The sequence below is a fragment of the Thermoanaerobaculia bacterium genome (assembly GCA_018057705.1).
In the GTDB taxonomy this organism is placed as follows: domain Bacteria; phylum Acidobacteriota; class Thermoanaerobaculia; order Multivoradales; family JAGPDF01; genus JAGPDF01.
Window position 1 is genome coordinate 32,059 of the sequence record JAGPDF010000010.1, and the last position, 18,361, is coordinate 50,419.

Sequence of the window (18,361 nt, forward strand, 5' to 3'; positions counted from 1 at the left end):
GATCCAGCAATGTGTTCGCCTACACGCCGGGGATTCCTGGTCGGCTGTTCCACCGCCATCGCGAGCCTCGCCGGTTCGCGCTTCAACTCGTTCGCCTTCGCCCAGGGGAGCGGCGGTGGTGGGTCGAACGACGAGATCCTCGTCGTGCTCTTCCTGCGCGGCGGCCAGGACGGGCTCAACCTCGTCGTCCCGACCGGCGGGGCCTCGAACGACCGGCAGTTCTACGAACAGGCGCGACCCAACCTGCGCCTGCCGATCTCCGGACCCGGCGCTGCTCTCCCGCTCGGCACGCTCGGAGGGACCAGCTTCGGCCTTCACCCGGGAGCGGCGGGGCTGCACGAGCTCTTCCAGGACGGCAGGCTCGCGGTGGTCACCGCCTGCGGCATGGCGGCCAACGAGCGCAGCCACTTCGACTCGATGAACTGGATGGAGTTGGGCACCCCCGGGGTCAGCAACATCACCAACGGCTGGCTGACGCGCCACTTCCAGTCGGCGACCAATCTGCCGTCCGAGATCATCATGCCGTCGCTCGCGGTGGGTGGCACCCAGACCATCTCGCTGCTCGCGAGCTACGACACCATCAACCTCGCGAGCGTCGATTCGTTCTCCCTTTCGACCGGTCCCTGGGCCTGGCGGAGCCCGCAGCGCACGGCTCTGCGCCACCTCTACGGCGGCGGCGCGAGCTGGCTACATCAGGCAGGCCTGCAGGCCCTCGATGCGGTCGACATCGTCGAGCTCTACGCCAGCGGCGCCTACACGCCGGCGAACGGCGCCGTCTACCCGCAGACCTGGTTCGGCGAGAACCTCCAGACGATCGCGCAGATGGTGAAGCTCGACCTCGGCCTGCGCGTCGCGACGCTCGACCTGGGGGGTTGGGACACGCACGAGAACCAGGGCAATGCCGGCGGAGGAATGTACGCCGGGCTGGTCGAGGAGCTGTCGCAGGGCCTGGCCGCCCTCTATGCCGACCTCGATGGCGCCGGCGCGGCGAACTACACCCAGCGCCTGACCGTCGTCGTGATGAGCGAATTCGGCAGGCGCTTCGCCGAGAACGCCGACGCCGGCACCGACCATGGGCACGGCAACAACATGCTCGTCCTGTCGGGCAACGCCATCGGCGGACTGCACGGCACCTGGCCGGGTCTCGCCGAGGGCCAGCTGAACGACGGCGATGTCGAGGTCACGACCGACTTCCGGCGCGTCCTCTCGGAGATCCTGATTCGCCGCCTGGGCAACCCGCACCTCGGCACGGTCTTCCCCGGCTATCAGGCCTACAGTCCGCTCGGCGTCGTCGCCGGAGTCGACTTTCCGCCGGTCGGCGCCGACCTCTTCACCGACGACTTCGAGGGCGGTGACCCCAGCCGGTGGAGCGTCGTCGCCGGCTGAACGGCCGGCGCTCCAGCCGCGGAGGCCCATCCCGTCGGTGTGTGAATTGATTCATTCTCCGGCCGCGCCCGGGCAGATTAGCCTTGCCCTTTCCAACGGAACGTGACGAATTCGCCGGGAGAGCCCTCGTGCCGAACGCCAACGCCTTCCCCCGCCATCGGCCCCGGCCCTCGCGCCGGGAGCTCCTCACCTCACTCCCCCCCCTCGAACGCCCGAGCTCCGGAAAGGTCCGACCGGCCCGGACGCGGGCACCGCTCGTCTATCCCGGCCTCGCGATCGTCGCCCTGAACCGCATGGGCTTCGGGCCGCGCCCGGGCGACGTCGCGGCCTTCAATGCTCTTGGCGCCGACGACGACGCCCGGCTCGCAGCCTATGTCGCGCAGCAGCTCAACCCCGACCCGGTCGCGGCCAACGACACCGAGTACCACCAGCGTCGCAACGGCCTCGCCGGCTATCCGAATCCCGGTTTCACCACTCTCGGCAAGTCGCTCACCCAACTCTGGCAGGACCACCAGACCGGCGGCACGCAGCGCGGCCGCCCGGTGGAGGAGACGCGCCTCAACACCTACCTGCGCATGGTCTACAGCAAGTGGCAGCTGCGCGAGGTGCTGGCCGACTTCTGGCTGAACCACTTCAACATCTACGGCTTCGAGATGTACACCCAGGAGACGTTCGTCCACTACGACCGCGACGTCATCCGCCCCAGCATCTTCGGCAACTTCCGCACCATGCTCGAGGCCGTGACGCGCAGCACCTCGATGCTCTACTACCTCGACAACTACACCAACACGCGGAACGGCCCGAACGAGAACTGGGCGCGCGAGCTCTTCGAGCTCATGACGCTGGGCGCCGAGAACTACTATGGCGTCGGTTCGCAGGACCAGGTCCCGGTGTGGGAGGGCGTCGTCTGGCCGGCCGGCACGGCAAGCGCCGGAGATGCGATTCCCGCCGGCTACGTCGACAACGACGTCTACGAGACGGCGCGCGCCTTCACCGGCTGGGGCGTCTCGAGCACGCTCGGTACCTTCCTCTATTCGGCGGGCAATCACGACATCTTCCAGAAGGCCGTGCTGTCGTTCGGCCAGGTCAACATCCAGCCGAACCAGGCCGACGAAAAGGACGGTGAAGACGTCCTCACCATGCTCGCCGCCCACCCCGGGACCGGCCGGTACGTGGCGCGCAAGCTCTGCCGCCGCCTGATCTCCGACGAGCCACCGCAGGCCCTCGTCGAGGCGATCGGCGACCTCTTCACGGCGCAGTGGCAGGCCCCCGATCAGTTGAAGCAGGTCTACGAAGCGATCCTGCTGTCGGACGAGTTCAAGACCACCTGGGGCGAGAAGATCAAGCGGCCGGTCGAGTTCTCGGTGAGCGCGATGCGCGCCGCCAACGCCAACTGGAATTTCGGCTATTCGAACCAGGACCCGCTCACCGTCGAGTCGGACACCTCGAGCTTCCTCTCACGCCAGAGCAGGACCGGACAGAACCTCTTCGCCCGCGTGCCGCCCGACGGCTACGGCGACCGCGAAGAGCTCTGGTCGGGGACCAACACACGCCTGCAGTGCTGGCGCCTCGGCAGCTGGCTCATCGACCAGGACATCGACGGGTCGAGCGCGACGGACGACTTCCGGCTCGACATCCTCGGCCAGACCTACGCCGCATTTCCCGCCCTGCCCCACCAGGCGACTTCGGAGGAACTGGTCGACCTCTGGATCGGCCGGGTTTTCCGGCGCGACATCGAGCCGGAACAGCGCGACGAGCTGATCGATTTCACGGCGCAGGGCAACAGCCCGACCCTGAAGCTGAACCTCGACGCCTCGTCTTCGGTGCGGGCGCGCCTGCGCGCCCTCGTCGGCCTCATGTTCATGACGCCCGAATTCTTTCTGAAGTAGGAGAGCCCGCCATGTACCGACCCACACGCCGCGGTTTCATGATGGGCTGCTCGGCCGCGATCGCCAACGTCGCCGCGGCCCGTTTCACCAGCCTGGTCTTCGCCGATCCGATGATCGTCGGCAACCACGACACCCTGATCGTGCTCTTCCTGCGCGGTGGCATGGACGGGCTCTCCTTCGTCATGCCGACCGGCGGACCCGATCGCGCCCACTACGAGACCGCCCGCCCCGTGTTGAAGGTCCCGGCGGCCGGAGCCAACGCGGCGCTCCCCCTCGGGACGATGGGCGGCAACCAGTTCGGGCTGCACCCGGCAGCGACCGGCCTGCACAATCTCTTCCAGGACGGCAAGGTCGCATTCGTCCACGCCGCCGGCCTCGACACCTCCAGCCGCAGCCACTTCGACAACCAGGCGCAGATGGAGCTCGGCACGCCGGGCGACGGCGGTACGACCGACGGCTGGCTCACCCGCCACTTCCTGACCTGCCCGGGGCTGCCGGCGGACACGCCCATGGTGCAACGGATCGCGGTCTCTTCGACCATCCAGAGCGCCTGGCTCGCCGACACCAACGTCGTTGCCTTCGCGAACCGCGACGACTTTCTCTTCAACACCGGCCCGTCGGCCTGGCGCGACGCCCAGAAGTCGTCGCTGCGCAATATCCTCGATCTGCACAGCGACGTGGACCCGCGCTACGCCCAGGGCCTGGTCTCGCTCGACGCCTCCGGCTTCATCGAGCAGAACATCCCGACGCTCTCCTCCTACGTACCGGCGAACGGCGCGGTCTACCCTTCCGGTTCTTTCGGCGATTCGCTGAAGCTCACCGCACAGCTCATCAAGCTCGACATGGGGCTGCGCGCGGCGACCCTCGACCTCGGCGGCTGGGACACCCACAACGGCCAGGGCACCGCCGCCGACGGACAGTTCTTCTGGGAGAAGATCCAGGAGCTCTCGCAGGCGCTCGCCGCCTTCTACACCGATCTCGACGGCGCCGGCGCGAGTGCCTACGCGGGTCGCACGACGGTCGCCGTGATGTCCGAGTTCGGCCGCCGATTCCGCGAGAACAACGATTCCGGGACCGACCACGGCCACGGCGGCGTGATCACCGTCATGGGTGGACCGGTCGTCGGCGGTCTCTATGGCAGCTGGCCGGGGCTCGCCAACGACCAGCTCTACGACGCCGCCGACCTCGACATCACCACGGATTTCCGCCGCGTGCTCTCCGAGATCGTCGTCAGCCGGCTCGAGAATCCCAACTGGCAGCAGGTCTTCCCCGGCTACGTCGGCTACTCGCCGCTGGGTCTCGTCCGGCCAATTCTGTTCAACGACGGCTTCGAGAGTGGCAACACGGCGTCCTGGAATGCCGCCGTTCCCTGACCGGCGGCACCCGCAGGCTTTTCCGGCGCATCTCGCGACGCTCGCGCTCCTCTTGGTCGGCGCCTTCGGTACCGCCCTCGCCCAGGGCCCGACGCAGGGAGGCGCCTTGCCGGGACCTCTCCCGCTCCTGCCGGCCGACAACTGGTGGAACGTCGATGTCTCGCAGGCGCCGGTCGACCCAGCGAGCGCCGCTTTCCTCCAGTACGTCGGGGTGAACCGGGGAATGCACCCGGACTTCGGCGGGGACGCCGCCGAGGAGCCGGAGATCTACGGCATCCCCTACTCCACCGTGCCGGGAAACCAGCCGCTCGTGGCGGTCGATTTCTACTACCCCGACGAGAGCGATCCTGGAGCTCCCGGCCGGCCCGCCGGCTATCCGATCCCCGAGCAGGCGAAGACGCAACCGAGGTGGATCGAAGGCGGCTACCCCGGAGCTGCCGACCCGGGGGGCGACCGGCACCTGCTGCTCGTCGATCGCGACCACCGGCTGCTCTTCGAGCTCTACGACCTGCACTGGGACGGAGAGCGCTGGACCGGCGGCTCGGGTGCCGTCTGGCCTCTGGACACCAACCGTCGACGCCCGGAAGGCTGGACCAGTGCCGATGCCGCCGGCCTGGCGATCCTCCCGGGACTGGTGCGTTACGACGAGGCCAATGAAGACGGTCCGATCCGGCACGCCTTCAGGGTCACCGTGCGGGCCACGAACGGCTACGTCTTCCCGGCTTCGCACGCAGCGGGAGGGACCGCGGGCGCGCTGCCGATGGGCGCCCGCCTGCGCCTCAAGGCCGCGAAGGACCTTTCCGCCTTCGCGCCGCCGTTGCGCCGGATCTTCCAGGCGATGAAGACCTACGGGCTCATCGTCGCCGACAACGGTAGCGACCTCTACGTCTCGGGCACCTACGACACCCGCTGGGACAACGACATGCTGAATCCGGCCTTCGCCGCCCTGAAGGGCGCCGATTTCGAGGTCGTCCGCCTCGGCTGGCAGCCCGAGGGCGATCCTCCGCCGCCTCCTCCCCCGCCAGACCCCGAGCCGTGCGTCGAGAGCTCGAGCACCCTCTGTCTCAACCGGGAGCGCTTCGGCGTGCGTGTCGAGTGGACCGATTACACAGGTCACCAGGGCGCCGGCAGCGCCCATCCACTCACCACCGACTCCGGACTCTTCTGGTTCTTCAGCGAGTCGAACCTGGAGATGCTGGTGAAGGTGATCGACGGGTGCGACTTCAATGGGCAGTTCTGGATCTACGCCGCCGCGACCACCGACGTCGCCTATACCGTCAGGGTGACGGACTCGGAGACCGGGGAAACCTGGTCGCGCAGCAACCTCCTGGGGCACGCCTCCCCCGCGTTCACCGACACCTCCGCCTTCGCCTGCCCCTGAGGGCATCGGCGTCGGGCCCAGCGCCGGTCGCAGGTCGAATATGATCCGCGATCCACGCAGTGCCATTCCGGAGGCCGTTGATGAGCAAACCCAGTCTGCGCGAGCGTCTCGCGTACGCGTTCGACAACTCGCTGGCGCGCGGACCGATCGTGATCATCGCCTACCTGGCGCTGCTCTCGATCGCCCTGATCGTCGTGCTCGCCACGCTGGTCTGGGTGACCGGAGTCGCGCCCGAAGCCGAGAGCGGGGACAAGCCCGGCTTCGTCGGTATCGCCTGGATGGCGCTCATGCGTACGCTCGACTCCGGCACCATGGGGGGGGACACCGGCAGCTGGTCGTTCCTGCTCGCCATGCTGGCGGTGACCTTCGGCGGCATCTTCGTCATCAGCACGTTCATCGGCACGCTGACGACCGCGATCGAGGCCAAGATGGACGCACTGCGCAAAGGCCGTTCGCGGGTGCTCGAGAGCGGGCATACGGTCGTCCTGGGCTGGTCGCCGCGCGTCTTCTCCATCATCTCCGAGCTGGTGACGGCGAACGAAAACCAGAAGCGCGCGGCGGTGGTGATTCTGGGCGACCGCGACAAGGTCGAAATGGAGGATGAGATCCGCGAGCGGATCGGCGACACCCGGACCACGCGGGTGATCTGCCGCTCCGGCAATCCGGCGGACATGGACGATCTCGCCATCGTCAACCTTCCGGAATCGCGCAGCATCATTCTGCTGCCGCCGGTCGGACCGGAGGCCGACACGCAGACCATCAAGGCGCTGCTCGCGATCACCAACAGCCCGAACCGGCGGCCGGAGCCGTACCACGTGGTGACCGAGATCCGCGATCCGAAGAATCTCGCCGTGGCCACCATGGCGGCGCACGGCGAGGCCGAGCTGGTGCTGGTTCCCGACCTTCTCGCCCGGGTCACCGTGCAGACCTCCCGCCAGGCGGGCCTTTCGGTGGTCTACCAGGAGCTGCTGGATTTCGGCGGCGACGAGATCTACTTCAAGGCCGAGCCGACGCTCGCCGGGAAGCGCTTCGGGGAGATTCTCGGGCTCTACGAGGACTCCTCGATCCTCGGCCTCTGCCGGGCGGGCGGCACGATCCAGTTGAACCCGCCGATGGACGCCGAGGTCGGCGCCGGCGACCAGGTGATCGCGATCTCCGAAGACGACGACACCGTCCGGCTGTCGCGCTCGGGACCTGCCGCGATCGATGAAGCGGCGATCGTCTTCGGCGAACCGCGCCCCCCGCAGGCCGAGAAGACGCTGATCCTGGGCTGGAACCCGATGGCGCCGCTCCTCCTGCGCGAGCTCGAGCACTACGTCGCGGCCGGTTCGGAGGCGCGCGTCGTCGGGAGCTTCCCCGAGAGCATCGAGGCCGCCCGCGTCGCCTGCCCGCCGGCCGAGAGGCTCCGCATCACCCTGCTCGAGGGCGACCCGACCGATCGCGCGACGCTCGACCGGCTGGATATCCCGGCCTACGACCACGTCGTCCTCATCTCCGAGGACCCCGACGACGACGAGCGCACCGATGCCCGGACCCTGGTGACCCTGCTGCACCTTCGCGACATCCGCGAGCGCAGCGGCAGCCGCTTCTCGATCGTCTCGGAGATGCAGGACGTCCGCAACCGGGCGCTCGCCGAGATCACCCGGGCCGACGACTTCATCATCGGCGACCAGTTGGTCAGCCTGCTGCTCACCCAGATTTCGGAGAACAAGGCGCTCAACGCGGTGTTCACCGACCTCTTCGACCCGGAGGGCGCCGAGCTCTACCTCAAGCCGGCCGAAGACTATGTCCGGCTCGATCGCGAGGTCAGCTTCGCTACCGTGGTCGAAGCGGCCCGGAGGCGGGGCGAGATCGCGATCGGCTTCCGGCAGCCGCCGGCGCCGGGCACCGGGGGTCACGGCGTCGCGACCAACCCGGCGAAGTCGCATCGCGTTCGCTTCACCGCACGCGATTCGGTTATCGTCCTGGCAGAAAATTAAGGAGACCCCATGTCGTCACTCTTCGACCAGCTCTCGCAGCACGTCAACGCCGACACCGTCTCGAAGATCGCCACCCAGATCGGCGCCACGCCGAGCCAGACGCAGGCGGCGGTCTCGGCTGCGATGCCGATGCTGCTCGGCGCCCTGGCCCGGAACAGCGCTACGCCGCAAGGAGCGGACGGCATCCTCGGCGCGCTCGGGCGCGACCACGACGGCAGCCTCCTCGACAATCTCGGCGGCCTGCTCGGCGGCCTCGACGGTCGCAGCGGCTCCGGCGGCGGACTCGGGGACATCGGCGGCATTCTGAGCGGGATGCTCGGCGGCGGCGCCCCGCCCGCCGGTCAGGCCGGATCGGGCGGCGGAGGTGGCGGGATGATGGACATGGGCGGAGCGATCCTTGGCCACGTCTTCGGCGGCAAGCAGGGCAACGTCGCGAGCACGCTCGGCAAGTCGACGGGACTCGAGTCCGGCCAGATCCTGCAGCTCCTCGCCATGCTCGCGCCGATCGTCATGGCGGTCCTCGGCAAGCAGAACAAGCAGAGCGGCGGCCTCGACCAGGGCGGCCTCGCCGACATCCTCGGCGGCGCCTTTGAGCAGTCTGCCGCCAAAGCCCCTCCGAGCGTCACCCAGGGCGCGGGCGCAGGCGGCATCGGCGACCTCCTCTCCTCTGTCCTCGACGCGAACAAGGACGGGAGCGTCATGGACGACCTCATGAAGCAGGGCGGCGGCATCCTCGGCTCGCTCCTCGGGGGGCCGAAGAAGGGCTGAACGCTCCTGCCCTGGTGGAAACCAACCAGGGGATTTCCCGTAGTGCGGGGGATGAACCCCCTGCTTCTTGCTCTCGCCCTGCTAGCTGGGCCGGCTGCGGCGGCCCGGCCGCAGCCACTGCAGCCATCGCAGCCACCTGCACCACCGGCGCTCCCGGTCCTGCTCTCCGGCATCGACACGCTCACGATCCAGGATGGCGAGGAGCTCTCGGTCGGCTCCTGGCGACTGGCGCCGGAGGCCGACCCCGACATCTACGAAGCCAGACTGCTGCACGGCAGGCCGCACGCGGTGGTCTTTCGCTCCGATCAGGGCGAGATCCGCTTCGACGTCGAGGTGGGCAAGGAGTACGACTTCGTGGTCCGCTGGAAGGGGCAGGACTGTCGCACCCGGATCGTCGGCACCCGGTTCATCCCGCCGGCAGTCTTCGACGAGGCCTACCGCGCGGCCCACCGCGGCAGGGTGGAAGTGGAGATTCCCGAGGTCTATGAGCTGGTCAATGTCGCGATCGCTCTCTCGCCCACCGGCATCGCGAACAAGAACCTCGTCTTTCAGAACTCCGAGTACTACGCCCGGCTGCGCGCTCGATTCGACCCTTACCGCGACCAACCGGTGATCGCCGCGCTCGACGCCGAGCTGGCGCGCGACGAGGGCCGGTACTTCACGCTCAAGATGAACGCCTACAGCTTCGAGTTCGACGGCGCCGGGAAGATCGTCCAGAGCCCGGTCTACGACCGCACCGGATTTGCCGGCGCGCGCGCGAACGACCTGCGTCCCTTCCTGCCGGGGCTGCAGCAGTTCGCCGACGCCAGCGGATTCCGGAGCTTCTTCCGCGAAAACCGCGCGCTCTACGAGGAGCAGGTCGCCTTCTTCCGTGAGCAGGCCGACCTTCCGGCCATGCTCTCCTGGCTCAACCGGAACTTCCCCGCCGGCGGCGGCTACGACGGCTACAAGGTCGTCTTCTCGCCGCTCGTGGCCTACAACCAGTCGGCCACCTGGCTCGAAACACCGGACTACCGGGAGCTCCAGGCGCACGTCAACTTCCCGTATCCGCAGGACCTGACGCGCAGCGGCGCGGAGAACCTGTCGCCCGCTGCGGCGCTCCTCTTCCGCGGCTGCATCGTCTTCACCGAGCTCAACCACGGGTTCATCAATCCGGAGGCGGACCGCCACGCCGCCCGCGCTGCGGCGGCAGTCTCCGACCGCGACTTCTGGGTCGACGCCGCCAAGGGAAAGAGCTACTACCCCGGCCTCGCCACCTTCAACGAGTACATGAACTGGGCGCTGGTGAGCCTGCGTTTGGTCGACCTCGCCCCGCCCGGGGAGCTCGCCGGGTTGATCGAGCGCATCGACCGGATGATGGTCGAGAGCCGCGGCTTCCGCCGCTTCCGCGAGTTCGACACCTTTCTCGTCGCCCTCTACCGCGCCCGCAAGCCCAACGAGACCGTGGCCGACCTCTACCCGCAGATTCTCGACTGGTTCGAGCGCCAGCCGAGCGCCTCTCCTGGCGCTCCAGGAGAGCCGGCGCCCGCTACCACTTCCAGCTCGCCGCCGTCCCCGTCTCGAAGCCGTCGCTGAAGACTGCCGGGTTGGGTCTTCCTTCTCTCGTCGACCCTTCGTCTGGGGTCTGACCGCGTTCGCCGGAACCGAGGTCGGTGCCGGCGCCCTCGATTGGGATTCGAGCGCAGGGGGGCTCGAACTGGCATACTGATGGAGTGATTGGGTTGATGCCGGAGTCCGGTGAGCGCCTCGCCGGTGGGCGGCGTCGACTCCGACCCAGGACGTTCCGCTGCTGGTCGCTGGCGCTCGCCTGCGGGCTCGTCCTGTTGAATCCGGGAGCAGCAGGAGCGCAGGCGCCAAAGCTGCTCTTCAATTCGCCTCCCGATGCGATTCCCGGTGCCCCCTGGCGAACGTTCCAACTGACCCGGACAGGAACGCGGCTGGCCTTCGCCGACGAGCTCCGAGACGGCCTTTACTCCTACGAGCCGGAAACCGGACAGACCCACCTCCTGGTCGACCTCTCCGAAGGGCAGTCGTTCCAGAGCTTCAACCTGCTCGGAGGAGGGGACGAGGACATCTTTGCCAGCTTCGGCTCCCTCGAATCGCGGCCACTGGCTGGAACCGATGCCACGCCGGCAGGAACACGGATGGTGCTCGAGTCCGACCTGCCGGGCGTTTCGCTCGGCCACGGTGTGGGCCCTGACGAGAAGACCCCAATACGGAACGACCACATCTTCCTCCTGGCGTTCCATCCCGGCGGTTCGAGGGCCATCTGGGCGACGGATGCGACCGCCGCCGGAACCTTTCAGGTTTCGATTCCGACCGCCGCTTCCACATCCTCCTTCTGCGACCCGACTGTGCTCGGAGACGAGGCCCTTTTCCCGGTCGCCGCAGGCGCCGGCGCGACGGAGCTCTGGCTCAGCGACGGAACGCCTTCCGGCACCTCCTTGTCTGGGGTCGTTCCGTATGCGTTCCACTGTACCGATTCCGCCTTCACATTGCAGTCCAGGGCGGTCTATACCTGCTCTACCAGCCCTGGCGTGCGAGCGCTCTGCCTCACCGACGGCACCGCCTCGGGCACGGAGGTGGTCGCGGTGGCGGCTTATCCCAGCTTCTCGGGGGACCTTGAGCGGGTCTACTTCCGGGGCTGGAACGGTCGAGCCTGGAATCTCTGGCGCTCCGACGGCTCCGCGCGGGGCACCTATGAGCTCCAGGCCGCGACAAAGCTGGACCCGCCACTCGACCTCACCAACAACTCCGCGAGCGTACCCCGCGGGCTCGTCTTCAACCTTTTTCTTTCGAACGCCCCTTCCGAGCTCTGGTTCGCTGGCTCCGACGGGACAGTTGCAGAGCGACTGGCGGTGACGTGCGACAGCAGCGCCGGATGCACCGGCCTGCCCACCCGGAGAATCTGGCGGGTCGGCGACGTCGCTCTCTTCTTCGCCTTCGACAGCCAGAGGGGTGCCTGGCTCTGGGCTACCGACGGGACGGCGCCGGGCACCGTGCCCGTTCTGGAAGTGAACGGCATTACGGTCACGAGCCACTACCCCCAGTTCGAAGCCTTCGAGGACGGTCGATGGTACTTCCTGGGATCCTCCGCCGAACTCGGCGAAGAGCTCTATGTATCGGATGGAACGGCCGGAGGGAGTCGACGCCTGACGGAGTTCGCCAATGCGGGTGCCATCACGGGCGGCGGCTTCGGCAACCTGGAGCTAGCGATTCTCGGCGATCGGGCCTGGTTCGCCGCCGCTGAGACCGACGCTGGCCATCAGCTCTATTCGGTCTCTCCGCACTCCGCTGGAGCCGTCCAGGAGACCCATTGGTCCCATGCCTGGAGTGGAGTGCTCGGCAGCGTGGGCGGTCGTCCCGCCCTCTTCGGCTTCGAGCGACTCTGCTATGCCGGCACTCAGGCAGGACTCTGGGCGTCGGACGGCACCCCCGCGAACACTTTCCGGATACTTCTTCCGTCCAGTTCGGACTGCGCCGGGTTTCCGATTCCGACCACAGGGGCTCCCTATTCCTGGGGCAGTGGACTGGCAGTTCCCTGGCGCGGCCAGTCCGGGCTCCACCAGCTCTTCTGGCTCGGCTCCATCGCGCAGGATGTGCAAGAGGTCACTCAGTTCGATGACCGGGATGTCGGCAACGGGATGCAGGTCGGATCGGCGGCGGTGTATCAGGCGCAGAGGCCGGATTCGTCCTGGGAGCTCTGGGCCTCCGACACACCGCTCACCGCCCCTCGATTCATCGGTGCGTTGCCAGCGGAGACGTGGTTCACGTCGCGCTTCCAGCCCCTGCGGGAACTTGGGCTCTTCGCCGCCGCGGCAGAGGACAACGAGTGCGACGTCTTTCGCACCGACGCCACCGCCGCCGGGACCTATTCGCTCGGGTTCGGTACAGGTGCCTTCGTCTGTCCGAACATCTCCTCGTTCCATGTCACTCGGGTCGGGAACCGTGGCTTCTTCCTGATGCGAGAGCTGAGTACCGGAGGCGCGATCTGGGAAACTGGCGGAGACCTGGAGGACACCGCTCCGTTCACACCGCCCACTCTCGATGTGCTCAGTCTCCTGGAGCCGTCGCTCATGCAGGGCCAGATCGTGTTCGCCGCCGGCGAGCACGGACGACCCCGCGGCCTCTACTCCCAGCTTCTCGACACGGAATCGGCCAGACGCCTGACCGACCTGGCTCCGCTTCCGCCGCCCGAGGCGACAGGACTCGGGACCTACGCCGCTGCAACCTCCAGCCACGTCTTCATGACCGGCTACGACTCCGATCATGGTCAGGAGCTCTGGGTATCCGATGGTAACGGTGCTTCCTTCACGTTGCTGCGCGACATCGCACCCGGAAGCCGGTCCTCTCTTCCGCAGTACCTCACCGTCGTCGACGACCTCCTGCTTTTCTCGGCGAACGACGACTCGCATGGGCGGGAGCTCTGGATCTCCGACGGCACCGAGGCCGGAACGCGAATGATCTGGGAACCGGCGCAGGGAGGCTTCTCATCAGCTCCTTCCAACCTCTCGGTGATCGGACAGGACCTGCTCTTCACTGCCTATCATCCCCGGATCGGTCGCGAGCAGTGGATCCTCCATCTCGGCACGGGGACCGACGGACTGATCTTCGATGACGACTTCGAATCCGGCACTACCGCGCAGTGGGAAGAACCACCCTATTAGCAGGCGCAGCGCTTCCCGGCTCTACCAGCTCCAGACTCCGGTCGTCCCCGCTTCGAAGCCGTCGCTGAAGAGCGCGCCGCGCTCGAAGGCGCCGAGGTCGGTTTCGGGGCCGACGAGGCGGGCGCCGTGGGCGAGGTCGTAGGGGCCCATGCCGGAGAAGGTGGTGTCGCCGGCGTCCTCCGCCGGCGAGCCGGCGGCGAGAGTGTAGTCGCCGCCCGCGGCGTTCGTGAACAGCGGGTCGATGCCAACGAGGTTCGCCGGGAAGATCGCCGGAGATCCGATTGTCCCGATGTCCGTACCGTTGCCGAAGGCGATCGAGTTGACCAGGCTGATCGAGCCCGTGCCGACCTCGTCGAGCTCGAGCCCGGTCCCGGTGTGGTCCGTGACGGTGAGCTGCGAGAGCACGGCCACACCCTCCGTCGCCGCCGACACCAACATGCCGCCTTCCCCCATGGCTACGAGTGTGTCCCGCATCGAGACGAAGGCCGAGCTCTGGGTCGAGAACTGCGCCTGCTCGACCGCCACACCCGCCGTGTTGTCGACCACGCGGAGGCGGTCGATCGTGCCCTGCGTCGAGCCGAAGAGAAGCATCGCCAGGCCGGTTCCGCCCATGGGATTCGCCGCCTGAACCATGTTGCCGCGAACCTCCACGTCCTCGATGCGGAGGGTGGCGCCCTGGAAGTGGCCGTTGAGAGCGCCGGCGATCGCGAAGCCGTTCGCGCCGGCGGACGCCGCTGAATTGCCGAGGAATCGCGTCCGTTCCAGGGTGACCTTCGAACCGCTGCCCTCGGAATTGAGGTCGGCGCCGCCGGCGCGAGCGAAATCGGACGGCAGCGTGGCCTCGGAATGATTGTCGAGGAAGAGAGTGTCGGAGATCCGTGTCTCCGCTCCGGAGACCGCGGTGGCCCACAGTGCGCCGCCCAGGCAGGCATCGGAGTTGTCGGGTCGCTGCGCGCGATTCTGTTCGAAAACCGTGTCCTCGATGATCAGGCTGCGCGAAGCGCCGCTCGCCGCCCAGCCGATCGCGCCGCCGCGGCGGGCAACGTTGGCGAAGAAGCGGCTCCGGCGCACGGTGAGCGAGGCCTCGATCACCCGCACACCCGCGCCGAGCGGCAGGACGGTGCCGAGATCGCGGCCGTCGCGGATCTCGAGGTCCTCGAGCGTCAGGTGGCCGCCCGCCTGCAGGTCGAAGACGCGATGGGTCGTGCCGCCCGAGAGCACGGCCGTCGGCGGACTGGCCGCCGGCCCGCGCACGGTGAGGTCGGCGCAGCCGGAGGCATCGAGCACGCCGAGCGGCAGCAGGTAGATGCCCGCTCCCAAGACGATCGTGTCCGACCCGACCGCCGAGCCTGCCGGGCAGGCGTCGACCGCAGCATCGGTCACCGCCGCCGCGAGTGCCTCACGGAGGGTGCAGTTGCCGTTGCCGGTGAAGTCGTCGGCAACAGTCGCGATCGCATAGTCGGTCGCGACTGCGGGAGCGACCCAGCTCAGAAACAGGCAGAAGTGAAGAAGACCGCGGCAGAGATCCCGGTACATGGCGCCTCCTCGAGGAATCCGGTTGTCTGTCCAGGCGGAATTCGCTCTACGGAGGGGCCATCCCGCGGCCGAGCCGGGCCACGGGCCCTTCCGGGCGGCAACGATCCAGGCGCGAGCTACCGCTTCTCTTCGACCAGCGGCGGCAGGGGGCGCGCTTCGCGGTCGAGGTAGTCGACGACGTCGGCCTTGCTGCGGAGGTCCAGCGTCCAGCGGTCGAGCTCTTCGTTCAGGCGGCGCTCACGGAGCACGGCGCGGATGCTCTCGCGCACCGACTCGAGGGTGGGGAGATCGGCGGCCCTGGCGCCGCCGCGCTGCAGTTCCGGCACCAGCTCTTCGTTGTAGTAGCGCGCGATGTCGTCGACGCTGACGAAGACCCGCGGACCGAGCCGTTCTTCGACGTAGGCGAATACCGCGAGCTGGCGAGCGAGGAGCTGGCGGAGCGTGCTCTCGTCGAGACCCAGGCGAAGGAGCTCGGCGCGAAAAGCTTCCTCCGAGGGAAAGCGCGAACGGGTCACCTCCATCTGCCGGTCGAGCAGCTCGAGCGGTGTCTCCTCGAAGCCGAAGCGGTCGACCTCGTGCAACCGCAGCCGCTGCTCGATGAGCAGGTCGAGTGCCTCGCGACGCTGGACGGCGAGCGCCTCGCCGGTGCCCGTTTCGAGAAGACCGAGCCGCAGCACGCGTTCGATGTCGGAATCGAGGATCGGGTCCTCGTCGACCACCGCCACGACGCGATCGACGAGTCGGGGTGCCTGGGGCACAACCTCCTGCGCCGGAACCCCGAAGCCGGGGGGAACGCCCGCCCAGATGCCGGCGGCGAACGCGAAGAGGAGTGGCGGAAGAGAGCGCGGTGGCAAGCGAAGGGCCTCTCCTGGATGCTAGCATTCGGCTTCCGATGCCCGAGAGACGATCGAAGATCAAGGTCGGCCTGGCGCAGATCGACGCCCGCCTGGGTGACCTCGAGTTCAATCTCGCCCACCACCTCGAGTGGATCGGCCAGGCGCGCGCCGAGGGCGTGGAGCTCCTGCTCTTCCCGGAGCTTTCCCTCACCGGCTACCGGCTCCTCCACCTGACGCCGCGAGTGGCCATCCATACGGCATCTTCGCCGGTCATCGCGCGCCTGCGCGAAGCGGCGCCCGAGATGGCGGTGGTCGTCGGTTGCGTCGAGGAGGACGAGAACGGGGCGCTCTACAACAGCGCTCTTCTCCTGGCCGGCGGCGAGATCACCCACGTCCACCGCAAGCTCTACCTGCCGACCTACGGCATCTTCCAGGAGGGCCGCTTTTTCTCCGAGGGACGCAGGCTCCAGATGGCCCGGCTCTTCGGCAATCCGCTGGGGGTGCTGATCTGCGAGGATTTCTGGCACTCCGATCCGGCCGAGAAGCTCGCGCGTCACGGCGCCAAACTGATCGCGATCATCTCCGCCTCTCCAGGGCGCATCGGACCCGAGGCGATGCCACCGTCCCAGGAAGCCTGGGAATCGCTGACCCGCGCCTCGGCCCTCCTCAACACCTCGTGGATCGTCTATTGCGGACGCGTCGGCTGGGAAGAGGGCACCTTCTACACCGGCGGCAGCCATATCGTCCGCCCCGGCGGCGAGCTCCTGGCACGCGCCCCCTACCTCGAGGAGCACCTGCTCACGGCCGAGGTCGATCTCCGCGAAGTCGACCGCCTGCGCTGGCGCCTGCCGATCCTGGCCGACGAACGCAGCGACATCGAGTGGGTCGGGTGAGCGGAGCGATCGGAATGACCAGATGATCCGCAAGGACGAAGTCGCCGGCCGCATCAAGCTGAACGAGAGCCTCGCGATCGCGGCGCTCGCCGACTTCCTGCGCGACGGCGTCGAGAACGCGGGCAGCGACGGCCTGGTTCTCGGGCTCTCGGGAGGCGTCGACTCGGCGCTCGCCGCCGCTCTCGCCGCCCGCGCCATCGGCACCGACCGGGTGCACGCCTACTACCTTCCCTACCGCACCTCGGATCCGCAGTCGGCGGTGGACGCCGCGGCGGTCGCAGCGAAGTTCGGGCTCGCCCTGACGACGATCGACATCACGCCCCAGGTGGATGCCTATTTCGACCGGGTGGACCGCGACGCCGACCGCGTCCGGCGGGGCAACAAGATGGCGCGCGAGCGCATGTCGATCCTCTTCGACCAGTCGAAGAAGCTCGGCGCGCTGGTCACCGGCACCTCGAACAAGAGCGAGATCCTGCTCGGCTACTCGACCATCTTCGGCGACAATGCGAGCTCGCTCAACCCGATCGGCGACCTCTACAAGCAGCAGGTGTGGCAGCTCGCGCGGGCCCTGGGCGTGCCGGAACAGGTCGTCGCCAAGCGCCCGTCGGCCGACCTCTGGCCCGGGCAGACCTCCGAAGGCGAGCTCGGCTTCGAGTACGCGATGGCCGACGAAGTCCTCTACCTGATGTTCGACCAGGGTATGACCGCCGACGAAGTGGTCGACCGCGGCTACCCGGAGGCGGTGGTCGCGCGCATCGTCAAGCTCGAGCGCGCCAACCGATTCAAGCGCCGGCTGATGCTCATCGCCCGCCTCTCCGGCAGCGCCATCAACCTCGACCGCGAGATCCCGCGCGACTGAGGCGCCGGGCCGCCCCCGCCCCGGGCCCTCCGCCTCGCCATCTGCCGTGACCGGCCGCCTCCTCCTCGTCGCGACCCCTATCGGGAATCTCGACGATCTCTCGCCGCGGGCCGTCGCGTCGTTTGCGGCGGCCGATCTCGTCGCCTGCGAAGATACGCGACGCACGGGCCTCCTTCTCCACAACCTGGGGATCAAGAAGCCCCTCGTTTCCCTGCACGAGCACAACGAGCGCGCCCGCACGAGCTCGATCCTCGCGGCGCTCGACGCCGGACAGACGGTCGCCGTCGCCTCGGACGCCGGCACGCCGCTGCTCTCCGATCCCGGCTACGTCCTCACCCGCGCCGCGATCGCCGCCGGCCACCGGGTGGAGGCCATTCCCGGCGCGTCGGCGCCGCTCACCGCGCTCCTGGTCTCCGGGCTGCCACCCCATCCGTTCACCTTCGCCGGCTTCCCGCCGCCGAAGAGCGGCAAACGGAGGGCGTTCTTCCGCCGGTTCGCCAATCTCGGGCACACCCTCATCCTCTTCGAGTCCCCGCATCGGATCGTGGCGAGCCTCGCCGACGCCGCCGGTGAGCTCGGCGACCGCCCGGCCGCGCTGGCACGCGAGCTGACGAAGATGAACGAAGAGGTCGTGCGCGGCACGCTGACGGAAATCCACCGGAACCTCGCCGCGCGCGACCGCATCCTCGGCGAATTCGTCCTGGTGATCGGCGGCGGAACTGGCGAGCCGAAGGACGGCGATGGCGACGGCGACGATGCCGAGCCCGGCGCCGCCACCTGACGAGCGCCCAAAC

Annotated in this window: 13 protein-coding genes; 11 read left to right on the top strand and 2 right to left on the bottom strand. The window is 68.3% G+C overall.

Features of this window, described 5'->3' with window-relative positions; genetic code table 11:
• Window positions 1-9 precede the first annotated feature (9 nt).
• From KBI44_04930 to KBI44_04965, 8 genes are all read left to right on the top strand, one after another.
• Window positions 10-1,386: a DUF1501 domain-containing protein gene (locus tag KBI44_04930; GenBank protein MBP9143811.1), complete on the top strand. Its 1,377-nt coding sequence runs from the start codon at window positions 10-12 to the stop codon at window positions 1,384-1,386.
• 128 nt (window positions 1,387-1,514) lie between these two features.
• Complete coding sequence (locus KBI44_04935) at window positions 1,515-3,275, top strand: DUF1800 domain-containing protein (protein MBP9143812.1); 1,761 nt, start codon at window positions 1,515-1,517, stop codon at window positions 3,273-3,275.
• 11 nt (window positions 3,276-3,286) lie between these two features.
• Entirely contained in the window at window positions 3,287-4,648 is a 1,362-nt protein-coding gene (locus KBI44_04940; protein MBP9143813.1) for a DUF1501 domain-containing protein, read from the top strand.
• Complete coding sequence (locus tag KBI44_04945; GenBank protein ID MBP9143814.1) at window positions 4,632-6,029, top strand: hypothetical protein; 1,398 nt, start codon at window positions 4,632-4,634, stop codon at window positions 6,027-6,029. Before KBI44_04940 ends, KBI44_04945 begins: the two co-directional genes overlap by 17 nt.
• Before the next feature lie 80 nt (window positions 6,030-6,109).
• A complete protein-coding gene (locus tag KBI44_04950; protein ID MBP9143815.1) occupies window positions 6,110-8,008 on the top strand; it encodes a potassium transporter TrkA in 1,899 nt (632 codons plus the stop codon).
• A 9-nt stretch (window positions 8,009-8,017) separates the two neighbouring features.
• Window positions 8,018-8,776, top strand: coding sequence for a DUF937 domain-containing protein (locus tag KBI44_04955; protein ID MBP9143816.1), 759 nt, complete (start codon window positions 8,018-8,020; stop codon window positions 8,774-8,776).
• A 51-nt stretch (window positions 8,777-8,827) separates the two neighbouring features.
• Window positions 8,828-10,351 (top strand): DUF4932 domain-containing protein, encoded by a 1,524-nt coding sequence (locus tag KBI44_04960; protein ID MBP9143817.1) that lies wholly within the window; start codon window positions 8,828-8,830, stop codon window positions 10,349-10,351.
• Window positions 10,352-10,500: 149 nt separating this feature from the next.
• Window positions 10,501-13,443, top strand: coding sequence for a hypothetical protein (locus tag KBI44_04965; protein MBP9143818.1), 2,943 nt, complete (start codon window positions 10,501-10,503; stop codon window positions 13,441-13,443).
• 21 nt (window positions 13,444-13,464) lie between these two features.
• Here KBI44_04965 and KBI44_04970 read toward each other — a convergent pair whose 3' ends face one another.
• Both KBI44_04970 and KBI44_04975 read right to left on the bottom strand, forming a co-directional pair.
• Window positions 13,465-14,979, bottom strand: coding sequence for a hypothetical protein (locus KBI44_04970; protein ID MBP9143819.1), 1,515 nt, complete (start codon window positions 14,977-14,979; stop codon window positions 13,465-13,467).
• Window positions 14,980-15,095: 116 nt separating this feature from the next.
• Window positions 15,096-15,833, bottom strand: a complete 738-nt coding sequence (locus tag KBI44_04975; GenBank protein ID MBP9143820.1) for a hypothetical protein — start codon at window positions 15,831-15,833, stop codon at window positions 15,096-15,098.
• 38 nt (window positions 15,834-15,871) lie between these two features.
• On the opposite strand from KBI44_04975, the gene KBI44_04980 reads away from it, so the two are divergent.
• Genes KBI44_04980 through rsmI form a run of 3 tightly spaced genes read left to right on the top strand, consistent with a single transcriptional unit; the run spans window position 15,872 to window position 18,348 of the window.
• On the top strand, window positions 15,872-16,708 hold the full coding sequence (locus KBI44_04980; GenBank protein ID MBP9143821.1) for a carbon-nitrogen hydrolase: 837 nt from the start codon (window positions 15,872-15,874) through the stop codon (window positions 16,706-16,708).
• Window positions 16,709-16,730: 22 nt separating this feature from the next.
• Window positions 16,731-17,567 (top strand): NAD+ synthase, encoded by an 837-nt coding sequence (locus KBI44_04985; GenBank protein MBP9143822.1) that lies wholly within the window; start codon window positions 16,731-16,733, stop codon window positions 17,565-17,567.
• Between the two features lie 46 nt (window positions 17,568-17,613).
• Window positions 17,614-18,348, top strand: a complete 735-nt coding sequence (gene rsmI, locus KBI44_04990; GenBank protein MBP9143823.1) for a 16S rRNA (cytidine(1402)-2'-O)-methyltransferase — start codon at window positions 17,614-17,616, stop codon at window positions 18,346-18,348.
• The last annotated feature ends 13 nt before the right edge of the window (window positions 18,349-18,361 follow it).

Bases quoted from the DNA above. Each gene is read 5' to 3' on its own strand.
- KBI44_04930 (MBP9143811.1), top strand. From the start codon at position 10: ATGTGTTCGCCTACACGCCGGGGATTCCTGGTCGGCTGTTCCACCGCC.
- KBI44_04940 (MBP9143813.1), top strand. From the start codon at position 3,287: ATGTACCGACCCACACGCCGCGGTTTCATGATGGGCTGCTCGGCCGCG.
- KBI44_04945 (MBP9143814.1), top strand. From the start codon at position 4,632: ATGCCGCCGTTCCCTGACCGGCGGCACCCGCAGGCTTTTCCGGCGCAT.
- KBI44_04950 (MBP9143815.1), top strand. From the start codon at position 6,110: ATGAGCAAACCCAGTCTGCGCGAGCGTCTCGCGTACGCGTTCGACAAC.
- KBI44_04955 (MBP9143816.1), top strand. From the start codon at position 8,018: ATGTCGTCACTCTTCGACCAGCTCTCGCAGCACGTCAACGCCGACACC.
- KBI44_04960 (MBP9143817.1), top strand. From the start codon at position 8,828: ATGAACCCCCTGCTTCTTGCTCTCGCCCTGCTAGCTGGGCCGGCTGCG.
- KBI44_04965 (MBP9143818.1), top strand. From the start codon at position 10,501: ATGCCGGAGTCCGGTGAGCGCCTCGCCGGTGGGCGGCGTCGACTCCGA.
- KBI44_04970 (MBP9143819.1), bottom strand. From the start codon at position 14,979: ATGTACCGGGATCTCTGCCGCGGTCTTCTTCACTTCTGCCTGTTTCTG.
- KBI44_04980 (MBP9143821.1), top strand. From the start codon at position 15,872: ATGCCCGAGAGACGATCGAAGATCAAGGTCGGCCTGGCGCAGATCGAC.
- KBI44_04985 (MBP9143822.1), top strand. From the start codon at position 16,731: ATGATCCGCAAGGACGAAGTCGCCGGCCGCATCAAGCTGAACGAGAGC.